Source organism: Rhodoferax sp. (genome assembly GCF_028688795.1).
Taxonomy (GTDB): domain Bacteria; phylum Pseudomonadota; class Gammaproteobacteria; order Burkholderiales; family Burkholderiaceae_C; genus Rhodoferax.
Genome location: NZ_JAQTXM010000001.1, coordinates 80,903 through 99,066, shown reverse-complemented (window position 1 = coordinate 99,066; position 18,164 = coordinate 80,903). Strand labels below are relative to the sequence as shown.

Sequence of the window (18,164 nt, the reverse complement as noted above, 5' to 3'; positions counted from 1 at the left end):
ATGGCGTGTCAATCGGCTAGGGCGCGGCTGACTACTTCGCGCACATCGTTGCTTAGATCAGACTTGGCTGCGACGCGGGCCAAGGCCTCGCGGGCAGCATGCCGATACGGTTCGGCCAGTTTCCTCCAGCGGTCCAGGGCTCGCGCCAGGCGGGCAGCCACTTGCGGGTTGATGGCATCCAGCGCCAGCACATGCTCGGTCCAGAACACGTAACCGGCTCCATCGGCACGGTGAAACGCGCCAGGGTTGGCGCTGCAGTAGCTGAAGATTACGCTGCGGGCGCGGTTCGGGTTGCGCAGTGAAAAATCGGCGTGCTTGAGCAACTGGCGCACCGCAGGCAGCACGTTGCCGCCCCGGTCAGTGCAGCCGGCTTGCAGGGCAAACCATTTGTCCAGCACCAGGTCTTCGTACTTGAACAGGCTATGAAAGCGCTCCAGCGCCGGCTTGGCCAGCGTATGGCCGCTTTGCACCAAGGCGCTCAGGGCGTTGGCGCGGTCGGTCATGTTGTTGGCGTCCTTGAAGCACTGGTAGGCTTTGCCGGGCCAGACCGCGTCATTCGTGTGGCGGGCAGCCAGACAAAGCATGGACAAGGCCAGCCCTGCCAAGGCGCGGCGACCGCTTGACAACGTGTCAGGCGAATAACCGCCGTTTTGGCTGTGCGCCTCAAAGGCCCATTGCCAGTCGGCGGCGAGTTCAGTGGCGAGCTGTTCGCGCATGGCTTCCCGCACGGCGTGGATGCGCTGCGGGTCAACCTCGTCAAGCTGGTCGGCGATGTAGCTTTCTGCGGGTAAGGTGAGCACCATTTCCTTGAAAGCGGCGTCCAGCGTGGCGTGGCGAAGCACTGAGCGCATGGCTGAAATATATGCATCATTTAGGCCTCTAGCGCTTGTATTTCTTGCGTCACCAGCTATTAAAGAGATAGCGCTTCGCAAAGCCAGGCGTTGCCCGGCTTCCCACCGGTTGAACGGGTCGGGGTCATTCGCCAGCAGTGTCAGCAATTGGGCGTCGGTGTAGGCAAAGTCCACGATCACCGGGGCGCTAAAACCCCGCAGAATGGACGGCACGGGTTCTTCCTGCACGCCTTCAAAGGTGATGGACTCTTGCGCCTGGGTCATGACAAACAAGTGGCTGTTGTCAGCGCTGGCCGGCGCGCCTTGCAGTTGCAAGGGCAGGGTGGCGCCACTGCTTGCGCCGATCAGCCCCAGATTGACCGGTATGACAAACGGATCTTTGCTGTCCTGACCCGGCGTGGCGGGGCAGCTTTGGGAAAAGTTCAAGGTGTAGGTTTGCGCAGCCGCGTCATAGTGCGCGCTGGACGCCAAGCGGGGCGTGCCAGCCTGGCTGTACCAGCGCTTGAATTGCTGCAGCAGGCGGGTCAGGGCTGAGTCGGGGTTGGCATCGGCAATAGCTTGCGCGAAGTCGTCGCAGGTCACCGCGCTGCCATCGTGGCGCGCAAAGTACAGCGTCATGCCCTTGGCAAACCCTGATCTTCCAACCAGGGTCTGCATCATGCGCACCACCTCGGCGCCTTTTTCGTAAATGGTGACGGTGTAGAAGTTGTTGATCTCGATGTAGCTGTCAGGGCGCACCGGGTGTGCCATGGGGCCGTCATCTTCGGGGAACTGGGCAGTGCGCAACACACGCACGTCTTCGATGCGTTTCACAGCGCGAGCAGATGCGTCAGCACACAAATCCATGCTGAATTCCTGGTCGCGAAACACGGTCAGGCCTTCTTTTAATGACAGTTGGAACCAGTCGCGGCAGGTGATGCGGTTGCCGGTCCAGTTGTGAAAATATTCGTGGCCCACCACAGACTCGATGTTGGCAAAGTCGACATCGGTGGCGGTGGCCTGGTTGGCCAGCACGTACTTGGTGTTGAAGATGTTCAGGCCCTTGTTTTCCATGGCGCCCATGTTGAAGTCGCTGGTGGCCACAATCATGAAGCGCTCCAGGTCAAGCGCCAGGCCAAAGCGGGCTTCGTCCCAAATGACCGAATTGATCAGCGAATTCATGGCGTGCTCGGTTTTGTCCATATCGCCGGGGCGCACATACACCTGCAGCAGGTGGTCTTTCCCCCCGCGTGAGGTGATGCGCTGCTCACGCGCCACCAGCTTGCCGGCTACCAGGGCGAACAGGTAGCAGGGCTTCCTGTGTGGGTCAACCCAGGTGGCAAAGTGACGGCCGTCGTCCAGTGGGCCACTGTCCGTCAGGTTGCCATTGCTCAGCAAAACCGGGTATTTTTCTTTGTCTGCGCGCAGCGTCACGGTAAAGTTGGCCATGACATCGGGGCGGTCCATGAAGAAGGTGATGCGCCGGAACCCTTCAGCCTCGCACTGGGTGAAGAAAGAGTCGTTGCTGACGTAGAGGCCCATCAACTTGGTGTTTTTGACCGGCGCGCAGGTGGTGAAGATTTCCAGATCAAAACTGCCTTCAAGTGGCAGGTTTTCCAGCACCAGTTGACCAGCGTCCATTTTGAAGGATGTGCCTGCGCCGTTGACCAGCACTCGCGCCAGGTTCAGTTCGTCACCGTCCAGGCGCAGGGCTTGTGCCGCCACGTCCGGGTTGCGGCGCAGTGTCATTTTGTTCAGGACACGGGTTTTGGCCGGGTCCAGGTCAAAGCTCAGGTCAACGGTGTCGATCCAGTAGGCTGGGGCGGCATAGTCAGCGCGGCGAATCACCGTCGCTGGGCCGCTTGCGTCACGAAGTTGCAACATGAAGAGTCTCCAGGAAATTCGAATTTAAGAGTTCATGGTAATCGCGCACCGTGGCGATCACGTGGGGGCCCGCGAGTTGCGCGGGCGTATGGGAGCTGCAAATGGCCACAGCCTGCATGCCGGCGCGGCGCGCCGCTTCGATGCCAAAGGGTGCATCTTCAAAGACAATACAGCCGCTAGCCCTTGTATTCATTCGGCTAGCAACTTCTAAAAATATAGCGGGTTCGGGTTTTCCGGGCAACCCTTCGTCACCGCCCACAATGGCCTTGGGCGGCGTCGGCAGTGCCAGGTGACCCATGGCGAACGCGATGTTGTGTTTGTCGCCCGCTGTGCCTACGCCAAGCGTTAAGCCAAGCGTCAAGGCCTGCGCGTAAAACGCCTTGAAGCCAGCCACCTCGGCAAATACCGGGCCAAACATGTCGCGGTAGAGTCGCTCTTTTTCCGCAATCAGCATCCAGGCTTCGTCGTTGCTGATGTCCCTCTGAAACAGCTCGCGCATGCACTCGGCGCCAGTGCGCCCGGTGGTGCGGCGCATCAGGTCGTCCAGATCGATGCTCAGGCCGTGTTGCTCTGCAAAAAGCTGCCAGCTTTGCGCATGAAATCCCATGGAGTCGATCATGGTGCCGTCCATGTCGAAAATCAGAGCTTCCACCGGCCCAGCCAGGTTGACGCGCGTCATCACACGCCCTGCTTCAAGGAGGCTTCGATGAATTGGTCCAGGTCACCGTCCAGCACCTTTTGCGTGGCGGAGGTTTCGTAATTGGTGCGCAAATCCTTGATGCGGCTGTTGTCCAGCACGTAAGAGCGAATCTGGTGGCCCCAGCCGACGTCGGTCTTGCCGTCTTCAAGCTTTTGCTGTTCTTCTTGCTGCTTGCGCAACTCAAAGTCGTATAGCTTGGAGCGCAGGCGTTTCCAGGCGATGTCGCGGTTGCCGTGCTGGCTGCGGCCATCTTGACACTGCACCACGATGCCGGTGGGCAAGTGGGTCAGGCGAACCGCAGAGTCGGTTTTATTGATGTGCTGGCCGCCGGCGCCACTGGCGCGGTAGGTGTCGGTGCGCACGTCGCTGGGGTTGATATTGATCTCGATCGAGTCATCAATCTCAGGGTAAACAAACACGCTGGCAAAGCTGGTGTGGCGGCCACCTGACGAGTCAAACGGACTCTTGCGCACCAGGCGGTGCACGCCAGTCTCGGTGCGCAACAAGCCAAACGCGTACTCGCCTTCAACCTTGAACGACGCGCCCTTGATGCCGGCCGTGTCGCCCGGGGTTTCGTCTTCGATCTCGGTCTTGAAACCCTTGCGCTCGCAGTAGCGTAAGTATTGGCGCAGCAGCATGCTGGCCCAGTCGCAGGCTTCGGTGCCACCGGCGCCAGATTGAATGTCGACAAAACAGTTCAGCGGGTCAGCCGGGTTGTTGAACATGCGGCGGAATTCAAGGCCCTTGACGATCTCTTCCAGCTTGGCCGCTTCGGCCTCGATGGTGATCAGGCCGGTTTCGTCATTGTCTTCCTTGCTCATCTCGAACAACTCGGAGTTGTCAGAGAGGTCGCGCTCCAGGTCGCTGATGGTGACCACCACGCCGTCCAGCGCCTTTTTCTCGCGGCCCAACTCTTGGGCGCGCTTGGGGTCGTTCCAGACCGCGGGGTCTTCCAGGCTGGCGTTGACGGTTCTCAGGCGCTCAAATTTGGCATCGTAGTCAAAGATACCCCCGTAAATCGAGGGTCCGGGCAGACAAGCTGCTGAGTTGTGTGGCGATGGCGTTGATGCGTTCTGCTTCCATGATGCGTGTCCTGTGCGTTAAATGTGGCGAATAACCCGCCATTTTCTCACGGTCCGCATGCCACTGCCCCTTGGGGCAACTCAGCGCCCAAACAGGCCCTTAAGCGCCTTGCCAACATCCGGCAGTCCCGGAATGCCAATCGGCGGCTGGCTGCCCGATTCCTCGGGCGTGGACTCACCTGTTCGGCTTCGGGCAGGTTTGCTAGAGCCTGCGTTATCCCCTTCTTCGCCCAGCATGACCATGCTCAGGGCCTTGACACGAACCTTGGCGGTCCACTCAGGTTCCCACGCGATGCGTTTGTCGGCGGGGCGGGGCGGGTGCGCCAAGTTAAGTTCTTGTCCATAGGCAATGCCGCGCAACATGGCCCCTTCGGCCTTGGCAAAAATGCCCGCAGGCACAGCGCAATCTGTCTTGCTGGCTGGCAGCAGCACTTTTTCTTTCAGCCATTTGTCCACGCTGGCGTTGTTGGCGTAATCCATCAAGCCCCAGCCCGGCTCTGGCACCTCGGATGAGCTCCAGATCACCATCTCGGTGGCACCCGCGTTGTCACTGCCGCTCATGGCATTCAGAAAATAGGCTTGTGCCGTGGGCAGCCGCTGCCATGTGATGTGACTGGCCGCTGCACCGCCGCCCTGGCTGACCAGTGCCAGCTTGGGCATGAAATCCTGTTGCTGGCCGATGCTGAATTGCAAACTGGCAGGTAAGCCGTCGCCACTCAATGCGTGTGGCCCGGTCAAAGAGGCTTCAGGTGGCACTTTTTGACGGTGTGTCTCGTTGGGCCAAACGGCATGGCCGGGAATTGCTTTCGCACCGGTGTCGTGCGTGGCGCGGCCCATCATGAATTTGCCGTACTCATCAAAACCCATTTTTGCAAAGTCCAGAATCCGCGGCTGACCGGAACGCACGGTGTCGCTGCAGCCCCAGTAAAACAGAATCCGGCCTTTGGGGGGCTCAGGGACCTCATCGACGCTGCCACCCCGCTGGCTTGGCTTTTGGGCTTGTGCTTTGACAGGCAAAAGGGTCAGGCTTGGTCCCATCGCCTGGCTTGGCGGAATGGTTTGCACTGCCTCGGTGCCGGCCGGCTTGCGTTGAGTGCTCACGGCCAAGTCCAGCCAGCGCCCGGGCATCATGCCGCGGGTGGCCCCAAAGCTGACCCCACCCATGCCGGGCATGCCAGTCATGCCGCCCATCAAACCACCCAGTGCGCCCATGTCTGGCATGTCGTCCATGCCGGCCATGGAAATGGTGGCCACGTCCATCCAGTATTGCGCCACTGGCGACTTGACCATCTGGGTTTGCGCCAGACTTGCGCTGCAGGCCAGCAGCGCAGCGGCGGCCAGCGCGATGGGGGTTACGACTGGGCTGTGGTTGGTGAGTGGATTCAATGCGTGTGTCATGAAGCGCCTCCGCGTTGGGGTTGAGAAAAATCCCTACTACCCGTCAGCCTATCACTGGTCAAATCCGAGCGCCAGTGACTATTCGCAGGGGTAGCTCAATTTGTCGCCACAAACCGTTCTATCAATTGGGCCACGGCCTGTGGCTGGTCATGGTGCAGCATGTGGCCGCAGTCGGGCACCTGGGCAATCTCGACGTGGGCCACCGACGTCAGTCGCTGGTGGTGCTGCGCCAGCGTAAAGGCGCCTTTCCACCATTGGGCCATGCTGTCGTCCGAGGCTTCAAGCATCAAGGTCGGGGCGCTGATGTTGCGGAAAATGGCCAGCGTTTCGTCTTCTCGGTACAACTGCGCCGTGGTGATTTTGTGCGCTGCCTCACCCAAAATGGACCACTGCCCTGGCGCCAGTTCAGCCGACCAGTGGTTGGCCAGCCAGCGGGCTTTGTCGGCTTGAAGGCGCTTGTTGGTTTTCATCAGGCGTGCCGCTACCGCATCGAGCGAATCGTATGTTTTCAGGCTAATGGCCCCGCTGCCCAGTTGCTTTACCTCGTTCATCCATTGGGCAAATTTGCCTGCGGCTTGCTCGGGCTGAGTGGCTGGCATGCCAAACCCTTCCAGATTGATCAGCTTGGCGATGCGCTCGGGACGAACACCCGCGTAAATCATGGCCACGTTGCCGCCCATGCTGTGGCCCACCAGGTTCACGGTTTGGTCGGGCGCGTAGTGGTCCAGCAAGGCATCCAGGTCGGCCAAGTAGTCTGGGTACCAAAAGCAATCGGCACCACCGGATGCCGTCAGGCCAAAGCCGCGCCAGTCGGGGGCGATGATGAAGTGGTCCGCTGTGAGCGCGTCCACCACAAACTGAAAGCTCGCCGCCACATCCATCCAGCCGTGCAGCAGCACCAGCGGGGTCTTGCCCAGCCCGGGCTCACCCCAACGCCGCACGTGATATTGCAGGCTGCGAATAGGGACAAACTCGCTGTTAGAAATTCTTTTGATTGGGTACATTTGTTTAATCATACGAAAGACAAACCATGCCCGTCAGTCAATCCAGCGACACAGCAGCCAAGTCAACCCCCGCCAGCACATCACCCATTTGGGATTTTCCCCCAAGCTATGCCCAGTTGCACAGCGGCTTTGCGTGGCAAGTGCCAGAGTATTTCAACATGGCGCAGGCCTGTTGTGCGCGCTGGGCGGCCTTGCCTGATGCTTCTGAAAATATAGCTGTTCACGCATATACAACGGGGGCTAAGGCCACTTTTTATTCATATTTTCAATTGCAGCATGAGGCCAACCGTTTATGCAACGTGCTGCTTGGCATGGGTGTGCGCCAGGGCGACCGCGTGGCCATCGTGCTGCCGCAGTGTTTTGAGGTGGCGGTGGCCTACATGGCGGTGTTGCAAATCGGCGCGGTGGCCATGCCGCTGTCGCAATTGTTTGGGCCCGAGGCGCTGGAATTCCGCTTGCAGGACAGCGAATCGGTGGTGGCCATTGGCGACGCGCAAACCCTGGGCAACCTGCAAGCGGTGCGCGGCCATTGCCCGCATTTGCGTCAAACGGTGGGCGTAGGCTTGACGGCTGACAACGCTGCGCTGGCCGATGTGTCTTGGGCACAGGCGCTCGCCGCCGCCAGTGACGAGTTTGCTTTGGTCAACACCCGCGCCGATGCTCCGGCAATTCTGATTTACACCAGTGGTACCACCGGCAACCCCAAAGGGGCGCTGATTCCCCACCAGGCCCTGATTGGCAATCTGACCGGTTTTATCTGCAGCCAGAACTGGTTTGGTTTTGATGTGACCATCTGGCCCAACCCGACCGCGGCCTTGTGCCAGCTGGCCAGCTCAGCACAACGGCCCACCGGCTCACAAGCCGTGTTCTGGAGCCCAGCCGACTGGGCCTGGACCGGTGGGCTGATGGACGCGCTGCTGCCAACTTTGTTTTTTGGCCGCCCCATCGTCGCGTTCAATGGCCGCTTCAGCCCGCAAACCGCGCTGGAGTTGATGCGCGACTGCGCGGTGACGCACACTTTTTTGTTCCCCACCGCGCTCAAGGCCATGATGAAAGCCTACCCCGGCGCGCAAGGCGAGACGGTGCAGCAGCAATTCGGCTTGAAGCTGCTAGGCATCATGAGTGCCGGCGAGGCCGTGGGCGATGCGGTGTTTGACTACTGCCAGAGCCAGTTGGGCGTGGCGGTGAACGAAATGTTTGGCCAGACCGAGATCAACTACATCGTGGGCAATTGCGCCGCCCTGTGGCCACCCAAACCCGGCAGCATGGGCCTGGGCTACCCCGGCCACCGGCTGGCTGTGATTGATGACGCTGGCGTTGAGTGCGCAGCGGGCGAGGTGGGCGACGTGGCCGTGAACCGTTTTGACGTGCATGGCCAGCCGGACCCGATTTTCTTTTTGGGCTACTGGAAAAACGAGGCTTCCACACAGGCCAAATTCACGGGTGACTGGTGCCGCACGGGTGACCTGGCCAGTCGCGATGCCGATGGCTACTTGTGGTACCAGGGCCGTAGCGACGACGTTTTCAAAGCTGCGGGCTACCGCATTGGCCCTGGCGAGATTGAGAACTGTCTGATCAAACACCCGGCCGTGGCCAACGTGGCGGTGGTGCCCAAGCCAGACACCGCGCGTGGTGCCGTCGTTAAGGCGTATGTGGTGTTGGCTCCTGATTTTGTAGCTGCTCGCGCAATATATACGGGCGATAGAGTCCAATTTGATGCTGAACTTATTGAGCAGTTGCAAACTCACGTCAAAGGCAAACTGGCCCCGTACGAGTACCCAAAGGAAATCGAGTTTCTGGAGGCCTTGCCCATGACCACCACAGGAAAAGTGCAACGGCGCGTGTTGCGCTTGCAGGAAGTGGCGCGTGCGGCTACTGTGCTGCCTGGTGGCGAGGGCTGACCTACGCCGCTTGCAGAACCACATCAATCTGCGCCCCGCCCAAGGCCGCGCGTGAAATGGTCAACTCGCCTCCGTGACTTGCGATCAAATCCCTGACCACGGCCAAACCGATGCCGTGGCCGGGCACTTGTTCATCGAGCCGCACGCGGCGCTCAGGCAACGTTTGAGGGTCGGCAAAGCCGGGGCCATCGTCACAGATGCGCAGGTGCAGGCGCCTGTCTTCAAGCCAGATCCGCACAGTGACCTTAGCCTTGGCCCACTTGGCGGCGTTGTCCAGCAGATTGCCCAACATCTCAAAGGCATCACCTTCGTCCATGCGCCAGGTCAGCTCCGGTGGACAGTCCAACGCAAAAGTCAGGTCTTTTTCAAGGTAAACCTTGGCCAGCGTGTCGCGAATTCGGGTGAGGATGGGCGCCAGCGCCAAGTGGGGCGCAAAGCGCGCAGCGCCGCTGGCCCCAGCCCGGCCCAGTTGGTGCACCACGATGTCGTCCATGCGGGAAACTTGCTGCGCCACCATGGCGGGCAGACCGTTGGGTTCGTTGAGTGAGGCGCGCATGGCGGCCAGCGGTGTTTTCAGGCTATGGGCCAGGTCGTCCAGCGCGTCTTTGTAACGTGTTTGCCGGGCGCGTTCCTGTTCCATCAGACCGTTGAGGTTGTGGGTTAGTCCGGCGAGTTCAATCGGATAGTTGCCAGTCAGCCGGGTTTGCTGCCCGGACTCCATGCGTTTAACTTCCTGCGCGACCTGGTCCAGGGGCCTCAGCCCCCAGCGCAGCAGCAGCGTTTGGGTCAGCAGCAACAGCAAGCCTGCGGCTCCCAGCCAGCGCCACAGCGTGCGCCCGAAAGCCCGCAATTCGCGGTCAAATTCGGCCTTGTCTTCCAGTACTGAAAACACCAACGGGGTTACCCGGTCATTGGCTGACCATTTGACCGCATAGGTGGCTGCCAGAAAGGCTTGCGCCGAACCGACAGCGTTTTTTGCCGGCGCGCTGACGGTGTCAAACTGCCATTGCCCGGTGGCCTGGCTGCGCTGAAACGGCGGGTTCAGCCCCAACGTGGAGGCCGATTGCCACTCTTCACCTTTGTCTAGATTGGCAATGTTGGCGTACAGCCCTGATGACAGCAGTGACAGGCGGGGCTCAGCCAGCGCTGCCGGCATCTGCAGCGAACCCGTGGCGTTGAGCTCGGCACCCGCCATCAGCAGGTAAATGGTGGTTTGCAGGCGCGCAAAGCGTTGGGCACGCAGGCTGTCTGCATACGCCTGTTGCACCGCCCAACCCGCGCCAGCCAGAAACACCAGCAGCACCAGAAAAGCACCCCAAACCAGGCGAGCGCGCAAGGACAGGGGGGCTTTCACTGCAGCGTAAAGCGGTAGCCGCGACCACGCAGTGTTTCTATGGGCGCCAGCGTGCCGTCTGGGTCGAGTTTGCGACGCAGTCGCCCCACCAAGACTTCCAGCACGTTGCTGTCGCGGTCTTCATCGTGCGGGTACAGGTAGTCAGACAGCTCTTGCTTGCTCACCACCCTGGCGCGCTCGCGCACCAGGAAGGCAAGCACCCGGTACTCGAAGGTGGTCAGTTCCAGCGGTGTGCCGTTGAGCTGGGCTGTTTGGGCAGAAAAGTCGATGCTGACGGCGCCCAGCTTGAGCACGTCAGAGGTGGCTTTCAAGGCGCGCCGCAGCAGCGCCTTGACGCGGGCCGCCAGCTCCGGGTACTCAAACGGTTTCACCAAATAATCGTCAGCCCCGGTTTCCAGACCCTTGACCTTGTCTTGCCAACTGCCGCGAGCGGTCAGAATCAAAATTGGCAGGCTGCGCCCCTCGGCGCGCAGCGTTTGCACCACCGTTAGGCCATTCAGCTTGGGCAAACCCAAATCCACAATGGCCAGGTCAACCGGGTATTCGCGGGCCTGAAACAAGCCGTCTTCCCCGTCGGCGGCCATGTCAACGCGGTAGCCATCGGCCTCCAGTTGGCGCTTGATGCCAAGTCGCAGCACGGCATCGTCTTCAATTAACAGCACGCGCATGGGTTTACCGGGTTCAACCAGGCTTACAGGCCACGGCCCGTTGCGGCATCGATCAGCACCACCTTGACTTCACCCTGCGGCGTGAGCACCTTCACGCGCCAGACCGCGCGGCCATCACGCTCGGTTTTTTCTACCGCCAATACCCGCCCGCCACTGGCTTTCTGCACCGAGGCTGTTGCGTCATCACGGCTCACATCGGCCCAGGCAGGCACCACCCAGGTCAGCATGAGCGCACTGAGCAAGATGGCGATGTTTTTCATGGTGTGATGCGGTGTTTTTTAAGGGGTTCGGACAATGGTACTACGGCAGATTTGGGGTCGATTTGCTGTCGGCCCGAGCTTGGCTATTGTTCAATTGGGTCAACCGTCACGCGCACTGGCAGGCTGTTGCCAGGGTTGTTGCGCATGACCGTGGTGTAGCTCTGGCCCCGGTAGTCGTAGGTCACGCGGTAGCCGGTGATGCGGGTTTGCACGTCGTAGACGGTTCGGCAGCGCTTGACCTCGCGTTGGGCGGTTTCGTACTGGCGATCGTCATACTGGGCACGCGGGTTGCGGTTCTGGTTTTCCATGCGGTCACCGGTGATGGCACCCAGCACCACCCCCAGTGCGGTGGCCGCGTCTTTGCCCGCGCCGCCGCCAATCTGGTGGCCGATGACACCACCGGCCAGGCCGCCTACGATGGCACCGCCGTATTGGCGGTCTTGCCCAATCTGGCGCTCCGGCAGGCCACGGCCACCGTGGCCATCGCGTTCGTTGATCCACTGGCTGGTGCATTCGTTTCGCGGCACATTGGTGTTCTCGTACTGGGGTTCGGCGCTGCGAACGCGGGCGTGGTCGGTATAACTCTGGGCGTTGGCACCGATCAAAGCGGTGGCAGACAGGCTGGCAATCAGTAGGCGTTTCATGGAAAGCTCCTTGGGTTGGTATGGGGCATAGTTTGCAAGTGCCTGCATGAACCGAAGCTGAACGAAAGCGAGAAAAATGGCGAATACCTTGGCGTAGATGTCATCGGGCGCGCAGGCCCTGCCTGTGAAGGTGTGGCACATTAGCCCCCCATGTTTGCCAACCTCTTTCGCCAGATGCCCGCCTTGTGGTGGGGTGTCCTTCTATTTATCAGCGCCATTTTGGGCTGGGTGTTGACCGCACTGCATTTGCCGGCCGCTGTTTTGCTGGGCTGCATGCTGGCGGGCATCTGGCTCTCATCACACGAGGTCCGGCTGGGCATACCCGGTATTTTGTTTGCGCTGGCGCAGGGTGTGCTCGGCTGCCTGATGGCGCAAAGCCTGCAGCCAGCCACACTGGTCAAGGTGGCCGGTAGCTGGCCCATTTTTTTGGGTGCCACGGTGTCAATTCTGGCTGCCAGCGCAGGCTTGGGCTGGCTTTTGATGCGCCGCCAAGTGTTTCCGGGAACCACGGCGGTGTGGGGCCTGGCACCGGGCGCTGCGTCAGCCATGGTGCTGATGGCAGAAGCCTATGGCGCAGATGTGCGCTTGGTGGCCTTCATGCAGTATTTGCGCGTGGCGGTGGTCACGGCAGTGGCCGCGCTGGTGGCAGGGCTGTGGACGCATCACGCGGCAGCGGCGCCTGCTGCCGTGCCCTGGTTTTCCGTGATTAATCCGGTTCATGTGGGTTTGACGCTGCTGCTCGCGGTGGCCGGCTCTACCGTGGCGCGATGGCTGCACATTCCAGGCGGCGCCATGGTGATTCCATTGCTGCTGGGTGCGGCATTGCAAGCCATGGGCTGGCTGGTGATTGAATTGCCTGCGGCACTGCTGGCCGTGTCTTATGCCTTGATCGGCTGGAGCATTGGCTTGCGCTTTACCCGGGCCATTTTGCGGCACGCCTTTCGTGCCTTGCCTGCGGTGCTGGGGTCAATCTTTGCACTGATGGCGGTGGGTCTGGTGATTGCCGTGGCGCTGAACCAGTGGGCGGGCTACGACCCTTTGACAGCTTACCTGGCCAGCAGCCCTGGGGGCGCTGATTCGGTGGCCATCATTGCCGCTACCAGTGCCGTGGACGCCGGGTTTGTGATGGCGATGCAGCTGGCGCGGTTTCTGATGGTGCTGGTATGGGGGCCGCAGGTGTCAAAATTCATCGCCACGCGATCACGCGCCAAATAAAGCGCTTGTTTCAGTTCTAAACATTCTGACCCAAAAGACCATGCGAATCCTTCTGGCCGAAGACGAAAGCGAGCTTGCCAACTGGCTGATTCGAGCCTTGCAACAGGTCGATTTTCAGGTGGACTGGGTGAATGACGGGCGGCTGGTTCGCAGTGCCCTCAAAGGCACGCGCTACGACGCTTTGGTTCTTGACCTGGGGCTGCCCGGCCTGGGTGGCCATGACGTGCTGGCAGATTTGCGTGAAGCCGACCACCGCTTGCCGGTGTTGATCTTGACCGCGCGAGATTCCCTGATGGAGCGCGTTAGCACCTTGCGCGAAGGAGCCGATGATTTTCTGGCCAAACCGTTTGAGCTCGCCGAACTGGAAGCACGGCTGATTGCCCTGATTCGCCGCGCGCGCGGCAGCGAGCATCCACGTTTTGCCTGTGGGCCATTGGCTTTTGACACCACCTCCAAGCAGTTCACGCTGGGCCATGAATCCTTGACGCTCACCCCTCGTGAGCACGCCGCGTTGCGGGCGTTGATTCAGCACAGCGGTGAGCCCCTGTCCAAGCAAGACATCCTGGACCGGGTGTTCTCTGATGAGCAAGATGTGCACCCCGAGGCGATTGAAGTGCTGGTGCATCGCCTGCGCAAGCGCCTGGCCGCCAGCCCGGTGCGCATCACCACGCTGCGTGGCCTGGGTTATGTCTTGGAATGCAGCTTGTGAATTTGAATGTCTTGCACGCCTGGGGACTGCGCCGCACCTTGCTGCTGGTGCTGGTGCCCGGGCTGCTGCTGGTCGGTGCTGCAGTGGTGTGGCAAACCTGGCGCACGGCGGTGGATGCCGCCAATGCGGCCTACGACCGCTCGCTCTTTGGCGCCATCAAGTCCATGGATGCCAACATTTCCACTGCCAGCGGCGGCCTGGGTGTGGAGTTGCCTTATCGCATGCTGGAATTTTTTGAACTGACTGCCAGCGGGCGTGTTTACTACCGCGTGGCTACCGAAGACGGGTTGGTTGACATTGGCAACGCTGACTTGCCTCTGCCTGCGAACGCATTGTTCACCGGTCGGCCCCAATTCAGCGATGCTATTTATTTTGACGAACCGGTGCGCGTGGGCACCTACGCCCGCTTGCTGGACCCACCGCTGGCCGGGCAGGCGGCGGGACAACGTGTGGTGATTCAGGTGGCTGAAACCTTGGAGTCGCGCCAAGCCTTCACGCGCACGCTGGTGCTGGAGGCCGTGGCACGCGATCTGCTCTTGTTAATGGTGGCCATCGGCCTGATGACGCTCGCCGTGGGGTGGGCACTGCGGCCCCTGGCGCGTCTGCGCAATGAAGTTGAGGCTCGGTCAGATCTGGACTTGACCCCCATTGTGCACACGGGTATCCCGGCAGATGTACGGCCGCTGGTCGAGGCCATTAACCACCACATTGAGCGCAACCGCTTGCAAACCGAGGCGCGCCAGCGGTTTGTCGACGATGCCTCGCACCAGTTGCGCACACCGCTTGCCACGTTGACGACGCAAGTTGGCTTTGTCTTGCGTGAGACCGACCCCGCCCTGCAGCGCGAGGCCCTGCTGGCCATCAAGCTGCAGCTTGAAGAAACCGTGCGGCAAACCAACCAAATGCTGGCACTGGCGCGGGTGGACAGCGTTGGGCTCAAGCCTGAGACAGTTGATGCATCGCAAGTTGTGGAACAAATCACACGTCAGTGGTGGACGCAGGCGCGCGAACTGGGCATTGACCTGGGTTTTGAGTCAGACGCTGAGCCCCTGCGCCTGCTGGTGGATGCCGGCTTGTTGAAAGAAGCCGTGTCCAATTTGCTGCACAACGCCATTCGCTACACGCCGCGTGGTGGCAAGGTCACGGTAGTTTTGGGCCACAGCGCAGCCAAGGGCGTGATCACCGTGCTGGACAACGGCCCGGGCATGCCTTCGGACGAACGAGCACACGCTGGTGAGCGCTTTTTCAGGGGCAGTCACACCACCCAGCCCGGCACGGGTCTGGGTTTGGCCATCGTGCGGGCCATCGCTGAACGTCACGGCGGTGAACTGTGCCTTGACGCCGGTCTTGATGGTCAGGGGTTGGCTGTTTCCATCGTGTTGCCGCTGGCTGCCGATGCTGGTTAGCCCAAGGGTTTCCCCTAGTGTTTTCGGCATTTTTCTGAAAGCACGCTGAAAGCCCGGTTTCGGTACATTGCGCTCACTCCTCCTTATTGGCAAGCCATGTCAGGGGGTGTAACCCAAAACTACTGGAGACATCATGCAATTCAAATCACCTATCGTTTCACTGATTCTGGCCAGTGTCGCGGCCATGAGCTCAGCCGGCGCGCTTGACAAAACCGAATGTATCGCCGCAGCCAAACCAGGTGGCGGATTTGATCTGTCCTGCAAGCTGGTGCAGTCAGCGCTGCTGCAGGGCAAATACATTGCCGACCCGATGCGCATCACTTATATGCCGGGTGGCATTGGTGCGGTGGCCTACAACACCATCATCGCGCAGCGCCCGGCCGAGGCCAACACCATCGTGGCGTACTCGGGCGGCTCTTTGCTGAACATTGCGCAAGGCAAGTTTGGCCGCTACAACGAAAACGACGTGCGCTGGGTGGCTGCCGTGGGCAGTGACTTTGGTGCCGTCATCGTCGCAGAAAATTCGCCCTTCAAATCACTCAAGGACTTGGTGGCAGCCATCAAGGCCGACCCGACCAAGGTTGTCTTTGGCGCTGGCGGATCGGTTGGCAGCCAGGACTGGATGAAGGCCGCGCTAACGGCACGCGCTGCCGGTCTGGACCCTAAATCGATGCGTTTTGTGGCTTTTGAAGGCGGTGGCGAAGCCATCACAGCGCTGCAAGGTGGGCATGTGCAGGTTTATTCCGGTGATGCCTCCGAGGCTGAAGAGCAAATCAAAGCCGGTGCCAAGATTCGGGTGCTGGCGGTGATGTCCGACAAGCGTCTGGAAGGTAGCCTCTCAAACGTGCCCACAGCCAAAGAGCAGGGCATGAATGTCGAGTGGCCAATCATCCGTGGCTACTACGTTGGCCCCAAAGTGAGCGATGCCGACTACAAGGTCTGGGTTGACACCTTCAACAAAATGCTGGCCACACCCGAGTTCAATAAACTGCGCGCCGAGCGTGGCTTGTTTAAATTTGCCATGACTGGCACCGAGTTGACCAGCTACATCAAAGACCGCGTGGGTTTTTACCGCACCTTGGCCGCTGACTTCGGTCTCAATGTTGCCAAGTAATTCGTAGCAGGAGACAAAACAATGAGCGACCGCATTTTGGGCGCGGTATGTGTGGTCGTGGGCGCAGGCATGGCCTGGGCTGCGCAAGGCTACGCCGCCCCTATTTCTTACGAGCCGGTAGGCCCGCGCGCCTTTCCGTTGCTGATGGCCAGCCTGATGATTTTTGCCGGGGCCTGGCTGGTGGTGCGACCCGGTCCGCAGACTTTTGGTCTGGCACGTGCCAACTTCATTCCCATTGCGCTGGCGGTGGCCGCCGTGTTTATTTATGCCGCGCTGTATGAATGGCTGGGCTTTACGCTTGCCACAACGCTCATGTCGCTGCCGGTGGGCATGGCCTTTGGTGGCAGTTGGAAGCAGTCGCTGGTGGGCGGTGCTGGCTTGGGGCTGGTGCTGTTCTTGTTGTTTGACAAGCTGCTTGACGTGGTGTTGCCCAGCGGCCTGCTGTCGTTCATTCTTGGGGGTCGCTGATGGATACGCTGCAATATCTGATGAGCGGCTTCGCCGTCGCCCTGACCCCCAGCAACCTGATGGTGGCCGCAATTGGCGCCTTCATTGGCACCATCGTTGGCATGCTGCCGGGGCTGGGGCCCATCAACGGCGTGGCCATTTTGATGCCCTTGGCGTTTGCCCTCAAGCTGCCGCCAGAAACGGCCCTGATCCTGCTGGCTGCGGTCTACATGGGTTGTGAATATGGTGGTCGTATTTCGTCGATCTTGCTGAATGTGCCGGGCGATGCCGGCGCCATCATGACTGCGCTGGACGGCTACCCCATGGCCAAAAAAGGCATGGCTGGTGTGGCACTGTCGATCTCGGCCTGGGCGTCTTTCATTGGCTCACTGATTGCCACCATTGGCATCGTGTTGTTTGCGCCCCTGCTGGCACGCTGGGCGCTGGCTTTTGGCCCGGCCGAATACTTTGCGCTGATGTGTTTTGCCTTTGCGTGCATCACCGGGCTGATGGGCGACGCCCCCATGAAAGCGGTGTTGGCGGCGGTGATTGGCCTGTCGTTGTCCACCATTGGCCTGGACTCGAACTCGGGCGTTTACCGGTTCACGGGCGACAACCTGCATTTGTCTGACGGCATGCAGTTCATCGTGGTGGTGATTGGTGTGTTTTCCATCAGCGAAATCTTGTTGATGCTGGAGCAGCACCACAGCAGTTCAGGTGCCATCAAGGTGAGCGGACGCGCCCTGTTCAACATGAAGGAGATGGCACTCACCTGGTGGGGCACGGTGCGCTCGGCGGTGCTGGGTTTTGTTGTTGGTGTGCTGCCAGGTGCAGGGGCAACGATTGCCAGCGCCATGGCCTATTCGATGGAAAAGCGCATGGCAGGTGCCGACGCCCACTTCGGGCAAGGCGACATTCGTGGTGTGGCCGCTCCAGAGGCTGCCAACAACGCCTCGGCGGCGGGCTCTTTTGTGCCGATGCTGACGCTGGGCGTACCCGGCTCTGGCACCACTGCTGTCATGGTGGGGGCCCTGTCGCTGTACAACATCACACCGGGCCCGGCGCTGTTCACGCAAAACCCCACGCTGGTTTGGGGCTTGATTGCGTCGCTGTTTATTGCCAACGTCATGCTGCTGTTGATCAACATCCCGATGGTGGGGGTGTTCACGCGGGTGCTGCGTCTGCCTAATTGGGTGCTGGTGCCTGGCATTTTGGCCGTGAGCACGGTTGGCGTGTTCTCGGTGCATGCCACCACCTTTGACCTGATGCTGATGTCGGCCTTTGGTGTGGTGGGTTATTTGCTTCGCAAGCAGGGTGTGCCCATGGCGCCACTGATTCTGGGCTTTGTGCTGGGCGACATGATGGAGCAAAACCTGCGCCGGGCCTTGTCTATTACCAATGGTGAACTCGGTATTCTGGTGGCCAGCCCAATCTCCAAAGGGCTGTGGATTGTGGCTGTGGCGATGCTTGTGGTGCCACCGTTGTTGCGTTTGAGGGCAGGGCGAAAAGGCGCTGCGCCGGTGTAAGTTCAGTGGCTTGGGCGCAATG

Annotated in this window: 16 protein-coding genes; 7 read left to right on the top strand and 9 right to left on the bottom strand. The window is 60.5% G+C overall.

Translation table 11 applies throughout. The features are described from left to right. Nucleotides 1-8 precede the first annotated feature (8 nt). From pepN to PHQ58_RS00470, 5 genes are all read right to left on the bottom strand, one after another. The gene (gene pepN / locus PHQ58_RS00490; RefSeq protein WP_300105667.1) at nt 9-2,714 is read right to left on the bottom strand and encodes an aminopeptidase N; all 2,706 of its coding nucleotides are present in this window, start codon (nt 2,712-2,714) and stop codon (nt 9-11) included. Continuing rightward, nucleotides 2,698-3,393 carry an HAD family phosphatase gene (locus PHQ58_RS00485; RefSeq protein WP_300105666.1) on the bottom strand — a complete coding sequence of 232 codons (696 nt, stop codon included), beginning with the start codon at nt 3,391-3,393 and terminating at the stop codon, nt 2,698-2,700. Before PHQ58_RS00485 ends, pepN begins: the two co-directional genes overlap by 17 nt. Continuing rightward, nucleotides 3,393-4,497 (bottom strand): peptide chain release factor 2 gene (gene prfB / locus PHQ58_RS00480; protein ID WP_300105665.1). Its coding sequence is split into 2 segments (ribosomal slippage): nt 3,393-4,415 and nt 4,417-4,497, totalling 1,104 coding nucleotides; the frame shifts between segments, so codons are not numbered across the junction. Before prfB ends, PHQ58_RS00485 begins: the two co-directional genes overlap by 1 nt. Nucleotides 4,498-4,577: 80 nt before the next feature. Continuing rightward, entirely contained in the window at nt 4,578-5,894 is a 1,317-nt protein-coding gene (locus PHQ58_RS00475; RefSeq protein WP_300105663.1) for a hypothetical protein, read from the bottom strand. 95 nt (nt 5,895-5,989) lie between these two features. Further along, complete coding sequence (locus PHQ58_RS00470) at nt 5,990-6,898, bottom strand: alpha/beta hydrolase (protein ID WP_300105661.1); 909 nt, start codon at nt 6,896-6,898, stop codon at nt 5,990-5,992. Nucleotides 6,899-6,924: 26 nt separating this feature from the next. On the opposite strand from PHQ58_RS00470, the gene PHQ58_RS00465 reads away from it, so the two are divergent. After that, a complete protein-coding gene (locus tag PHQ58_RS00465; protein ID WP_300105659.1) occupies nt 6,925-8,799 on the top strand; it encodes an acyl-CoA synthetase in 1,875 nt (624 codons plus the stop codon). A gap of 1 nt (nt 8,800) precedes the next feature. On the opposite strand, the gene PHQ58_RS00460 is transcribed toward PHQ58_RS00465, so the two are convergent. From PHQ58_RS00460 to PHQ58_RS00445, 4 genes are all read right to left on the bottom strand, one after another. Next, complete coding sequence (locus PHQ58_RS00460) at nt 8,801-10,153, bottom strand: ATP-binding protein (RefSeq protein WP_300105657.1); 1,353 nt, start codon at nt 10,151-10,153, stop codon at nt 8,801-8,803. After that, nucleotides 10,150-10,821 (bottom strand): response regulator transcription factor, encoded by a 672-nt coding sequence (locus PHQ58_RS00455; RefSeq protein ID WP_300105655.1) that lies wholly within the window; start codon nt 10,819-10,821, stop codon nt 10,150-10,152. Before PHQ58_RS00455 ends, PHQ58_RS00460 begins: the two co-directional genes overlap by 4 nt. Nucleotides 10,822-10,844: 23 nt before the next feature. Next, nucleotides 10,845-11,081 (bottom strand): PepSY domain-containing protein, encoded by a 237-nt coding sequence (locus PHQ58_RS00450; RefSeq protein WP_300105653.1) that lies wholly within the window; start codon nt 11,079-11,081, stop codon nt 10,845-10,847. 83 nt (nt 11,082-11,164) lie between these two features. Further along, nucleotides 11,165-11,725 (bottom strand): glycine zipper 2TM domain-containing protein, encoded by a 561-nt coding sequence (locus PHQ58_RS00445; protein ID WP_300105651.1) that lies wholly within the window; start codon nt 11,723-11,725, stop codon nt 11,165-11,167. 150 nt (nt 11,726-11,875) lie between these two features. Between PHQ58_RS00445 and PHQ58_RS00440 the strand changes: the two genes are divergently transcribed. The 6 genes from PHQ58_RS00440 to PHQ58_RS00415 all read left to right on the top strand — a co-directional run bounded on the left by PHQ58_RS00440 (nt 11,876) and on the right by PHQ58_RS00415 (nt 18,142). Beyond that, a complete protein-coding gene (locus tag PHQ58_RS00440) occupies nt 11,876-12,940 on the top strand; it encodes an AbrB family transcriptional regulator (RefSeq protein WP_300105649.1) in 1,065 nt (354 codons plus the stop codon). 40 nt (nt 12,941-12,980) lie between these two features. Further along, the gene (locus tag PHQ58_RS00435) at nt 12,981-13,649 is read left to right on the top strand and encodes a response regulator (RefSeq protein WP_300105648.1); all 669 of its coding nucleotides are present in this window, start codon (nt 12,981-12,983) and stop codon (nt 13,647-13,649) included. Continuing rightward, nucleotides 13,646-15,055: a sensor histidine kinase gene (locus PHQ58_RS00430; RefSeq protein ID WP_300105646.1), complete on the top strand. Its 1,410-nt coding sequence runs from the start codon at nt 13,646-13,648 to the stop codon at nt 15,053-15,055. The genes PHQ58_RS00435 and PHQ58_RS00430 overlap by 4 nt, the downstream gene beginning before the upstream one ends. Before the next feature lie 133 nt (nt 15,056-15,188). After that, nucleotides 15,189-16,169 (top strand): tripartite tricarboxylate transporter substrate binding protein, encoded by a 981-nt coding sequence (locus PHQ58_RS00425; protein WP_300105644.1) that lies wholly within the window; start codon nt 15,189-15,191, stop codon nt 16,167-16,169. Between the two features lie 21 nt (nt 16,170-16,190). After that, nucleotides 16,191-16,637: a tripartite tricarboxylate transporter TctB family protein gene (locus tag PHQ58_RS00420; RefSeq protein ID WP_300105642.1), complete on the top strand. Its 447-nt coding sequence runs from the start codon at nt 16,191-16,193 to the stop codon at nt 16,635-16,637. Beyond that, complete coding sequence (locus PHQ58_RS00415; protein ID WP_300105640.1) at nt 16,637-18,142, top strand: tripartite tricarboxylate transporter permease; 1,506 nt, start codon at nt 16,637-16,639, stop codon at nt 18,140-18,142. The genes PHQ58_RS00420 and PHQ58_RS00415 overlap by 1 nt, the downstream gene beginning before the upstream one ends. Nucleotides 18,143-18,164: the final 22 nt, after the last annotated feature.

Excerpts from the sequence above, each read along its gene's own strand:
- pepN (WP_300105667.1), bottom strand. The coding sequence starts at position 2,714 with ATGTTGCAACTTCGTGACGCAAGCGGCCCAGCGACGGTGATTCGCCGC.
- PHQ58_RS00485 (WP_300105666.1), bottom strand. The coding sequence starts at position 3,393 with ATGACGCGCGTCAACCTGGCTGGGCCGGTGGAAGCTCTGATTTTCGAC.
- PHQ58_RS00475 (WP_300105663.1), bottom strand. The coding sequence starts at position 5,894 with ATGACACACGCATTGAATCCACTCACCAACCACAGCCCAGTCGTAACC.
- PHQ58_RS00470 (WP_300105661.1), bottom strand. The coding sequence starts at position 6,898 with ATGTACCCAATCAAAAGAATTTCTAACAGCGAGTTTGTCCCTATTCGC.
- PHQ58_RS00465 (WP_300105659.1), top strand. The coding sequence starts at position 6,925 with ATGCCCGTCAGTCAATCCAGCGACACAGCAGCCAAGTCAACCCCCGCC.
- PHQ58_RS00455 (WP_300105655.1), bottom strand. The coding sequence starts at position 10,821 with ATGCGCGTGCTGTTAATTGAAGACGATGCCGTGCTGCGACTTGGCATC.
- PHQ58_RS00450 (WP_300105653.1), bottom strand. The coding sequence starts at position 11,081 with ATGAAAAACATCGCCATCTTGCTCAGTGCGCTCATGCTGACCTGGGTG.
- PHQ58_RS00445 (WP_300105651.1), bottom strand. The coding sequence starts at position 11,725 with ATGAAACGCCTACTGATTGCCAGCCTGTCTGCCACCGCTTTGATCGGT.
- PHQ58_RS00440 (WP_300105649.1), top strand. The coding sequence starts at position 11,876 with ATGTTTGCCAACCTCTTTCGCCAGATGCCCGCCTTGTGGTGGGGTGTC.
- PHQ58_RS00435 (WP_300105648.1), top strand. The coding sequence starts at position 12,981 with ATGCGAATCCTTCTGGCCGAAGACGAAAGCGAGCTTGCCAACTGGCTG.
- PHQ58_RS00425 (WP_300105644.1), top strand. The coding sequence starts at position 15,189 with ATGCAATTCAAATCACCTATCGTTTCACTGATTCTGGCCAGTGTCGCG.
- PHQ58_RS00420 (WP_300105642.1), top strand. The coding sequence starts at position 16,191 with ATGAGCGACCGCATTTTGGGCGCGGTATGTGTGGTCGTGGGCGCAGGC.
- PHQ58_RS00415 (WP_300105640.1), top strand. The coding sequence starts at position 16,637 with ATGGATACGCTGCAATATCTGATGAGCGGCTTCGCCGTCGCCCTGACC.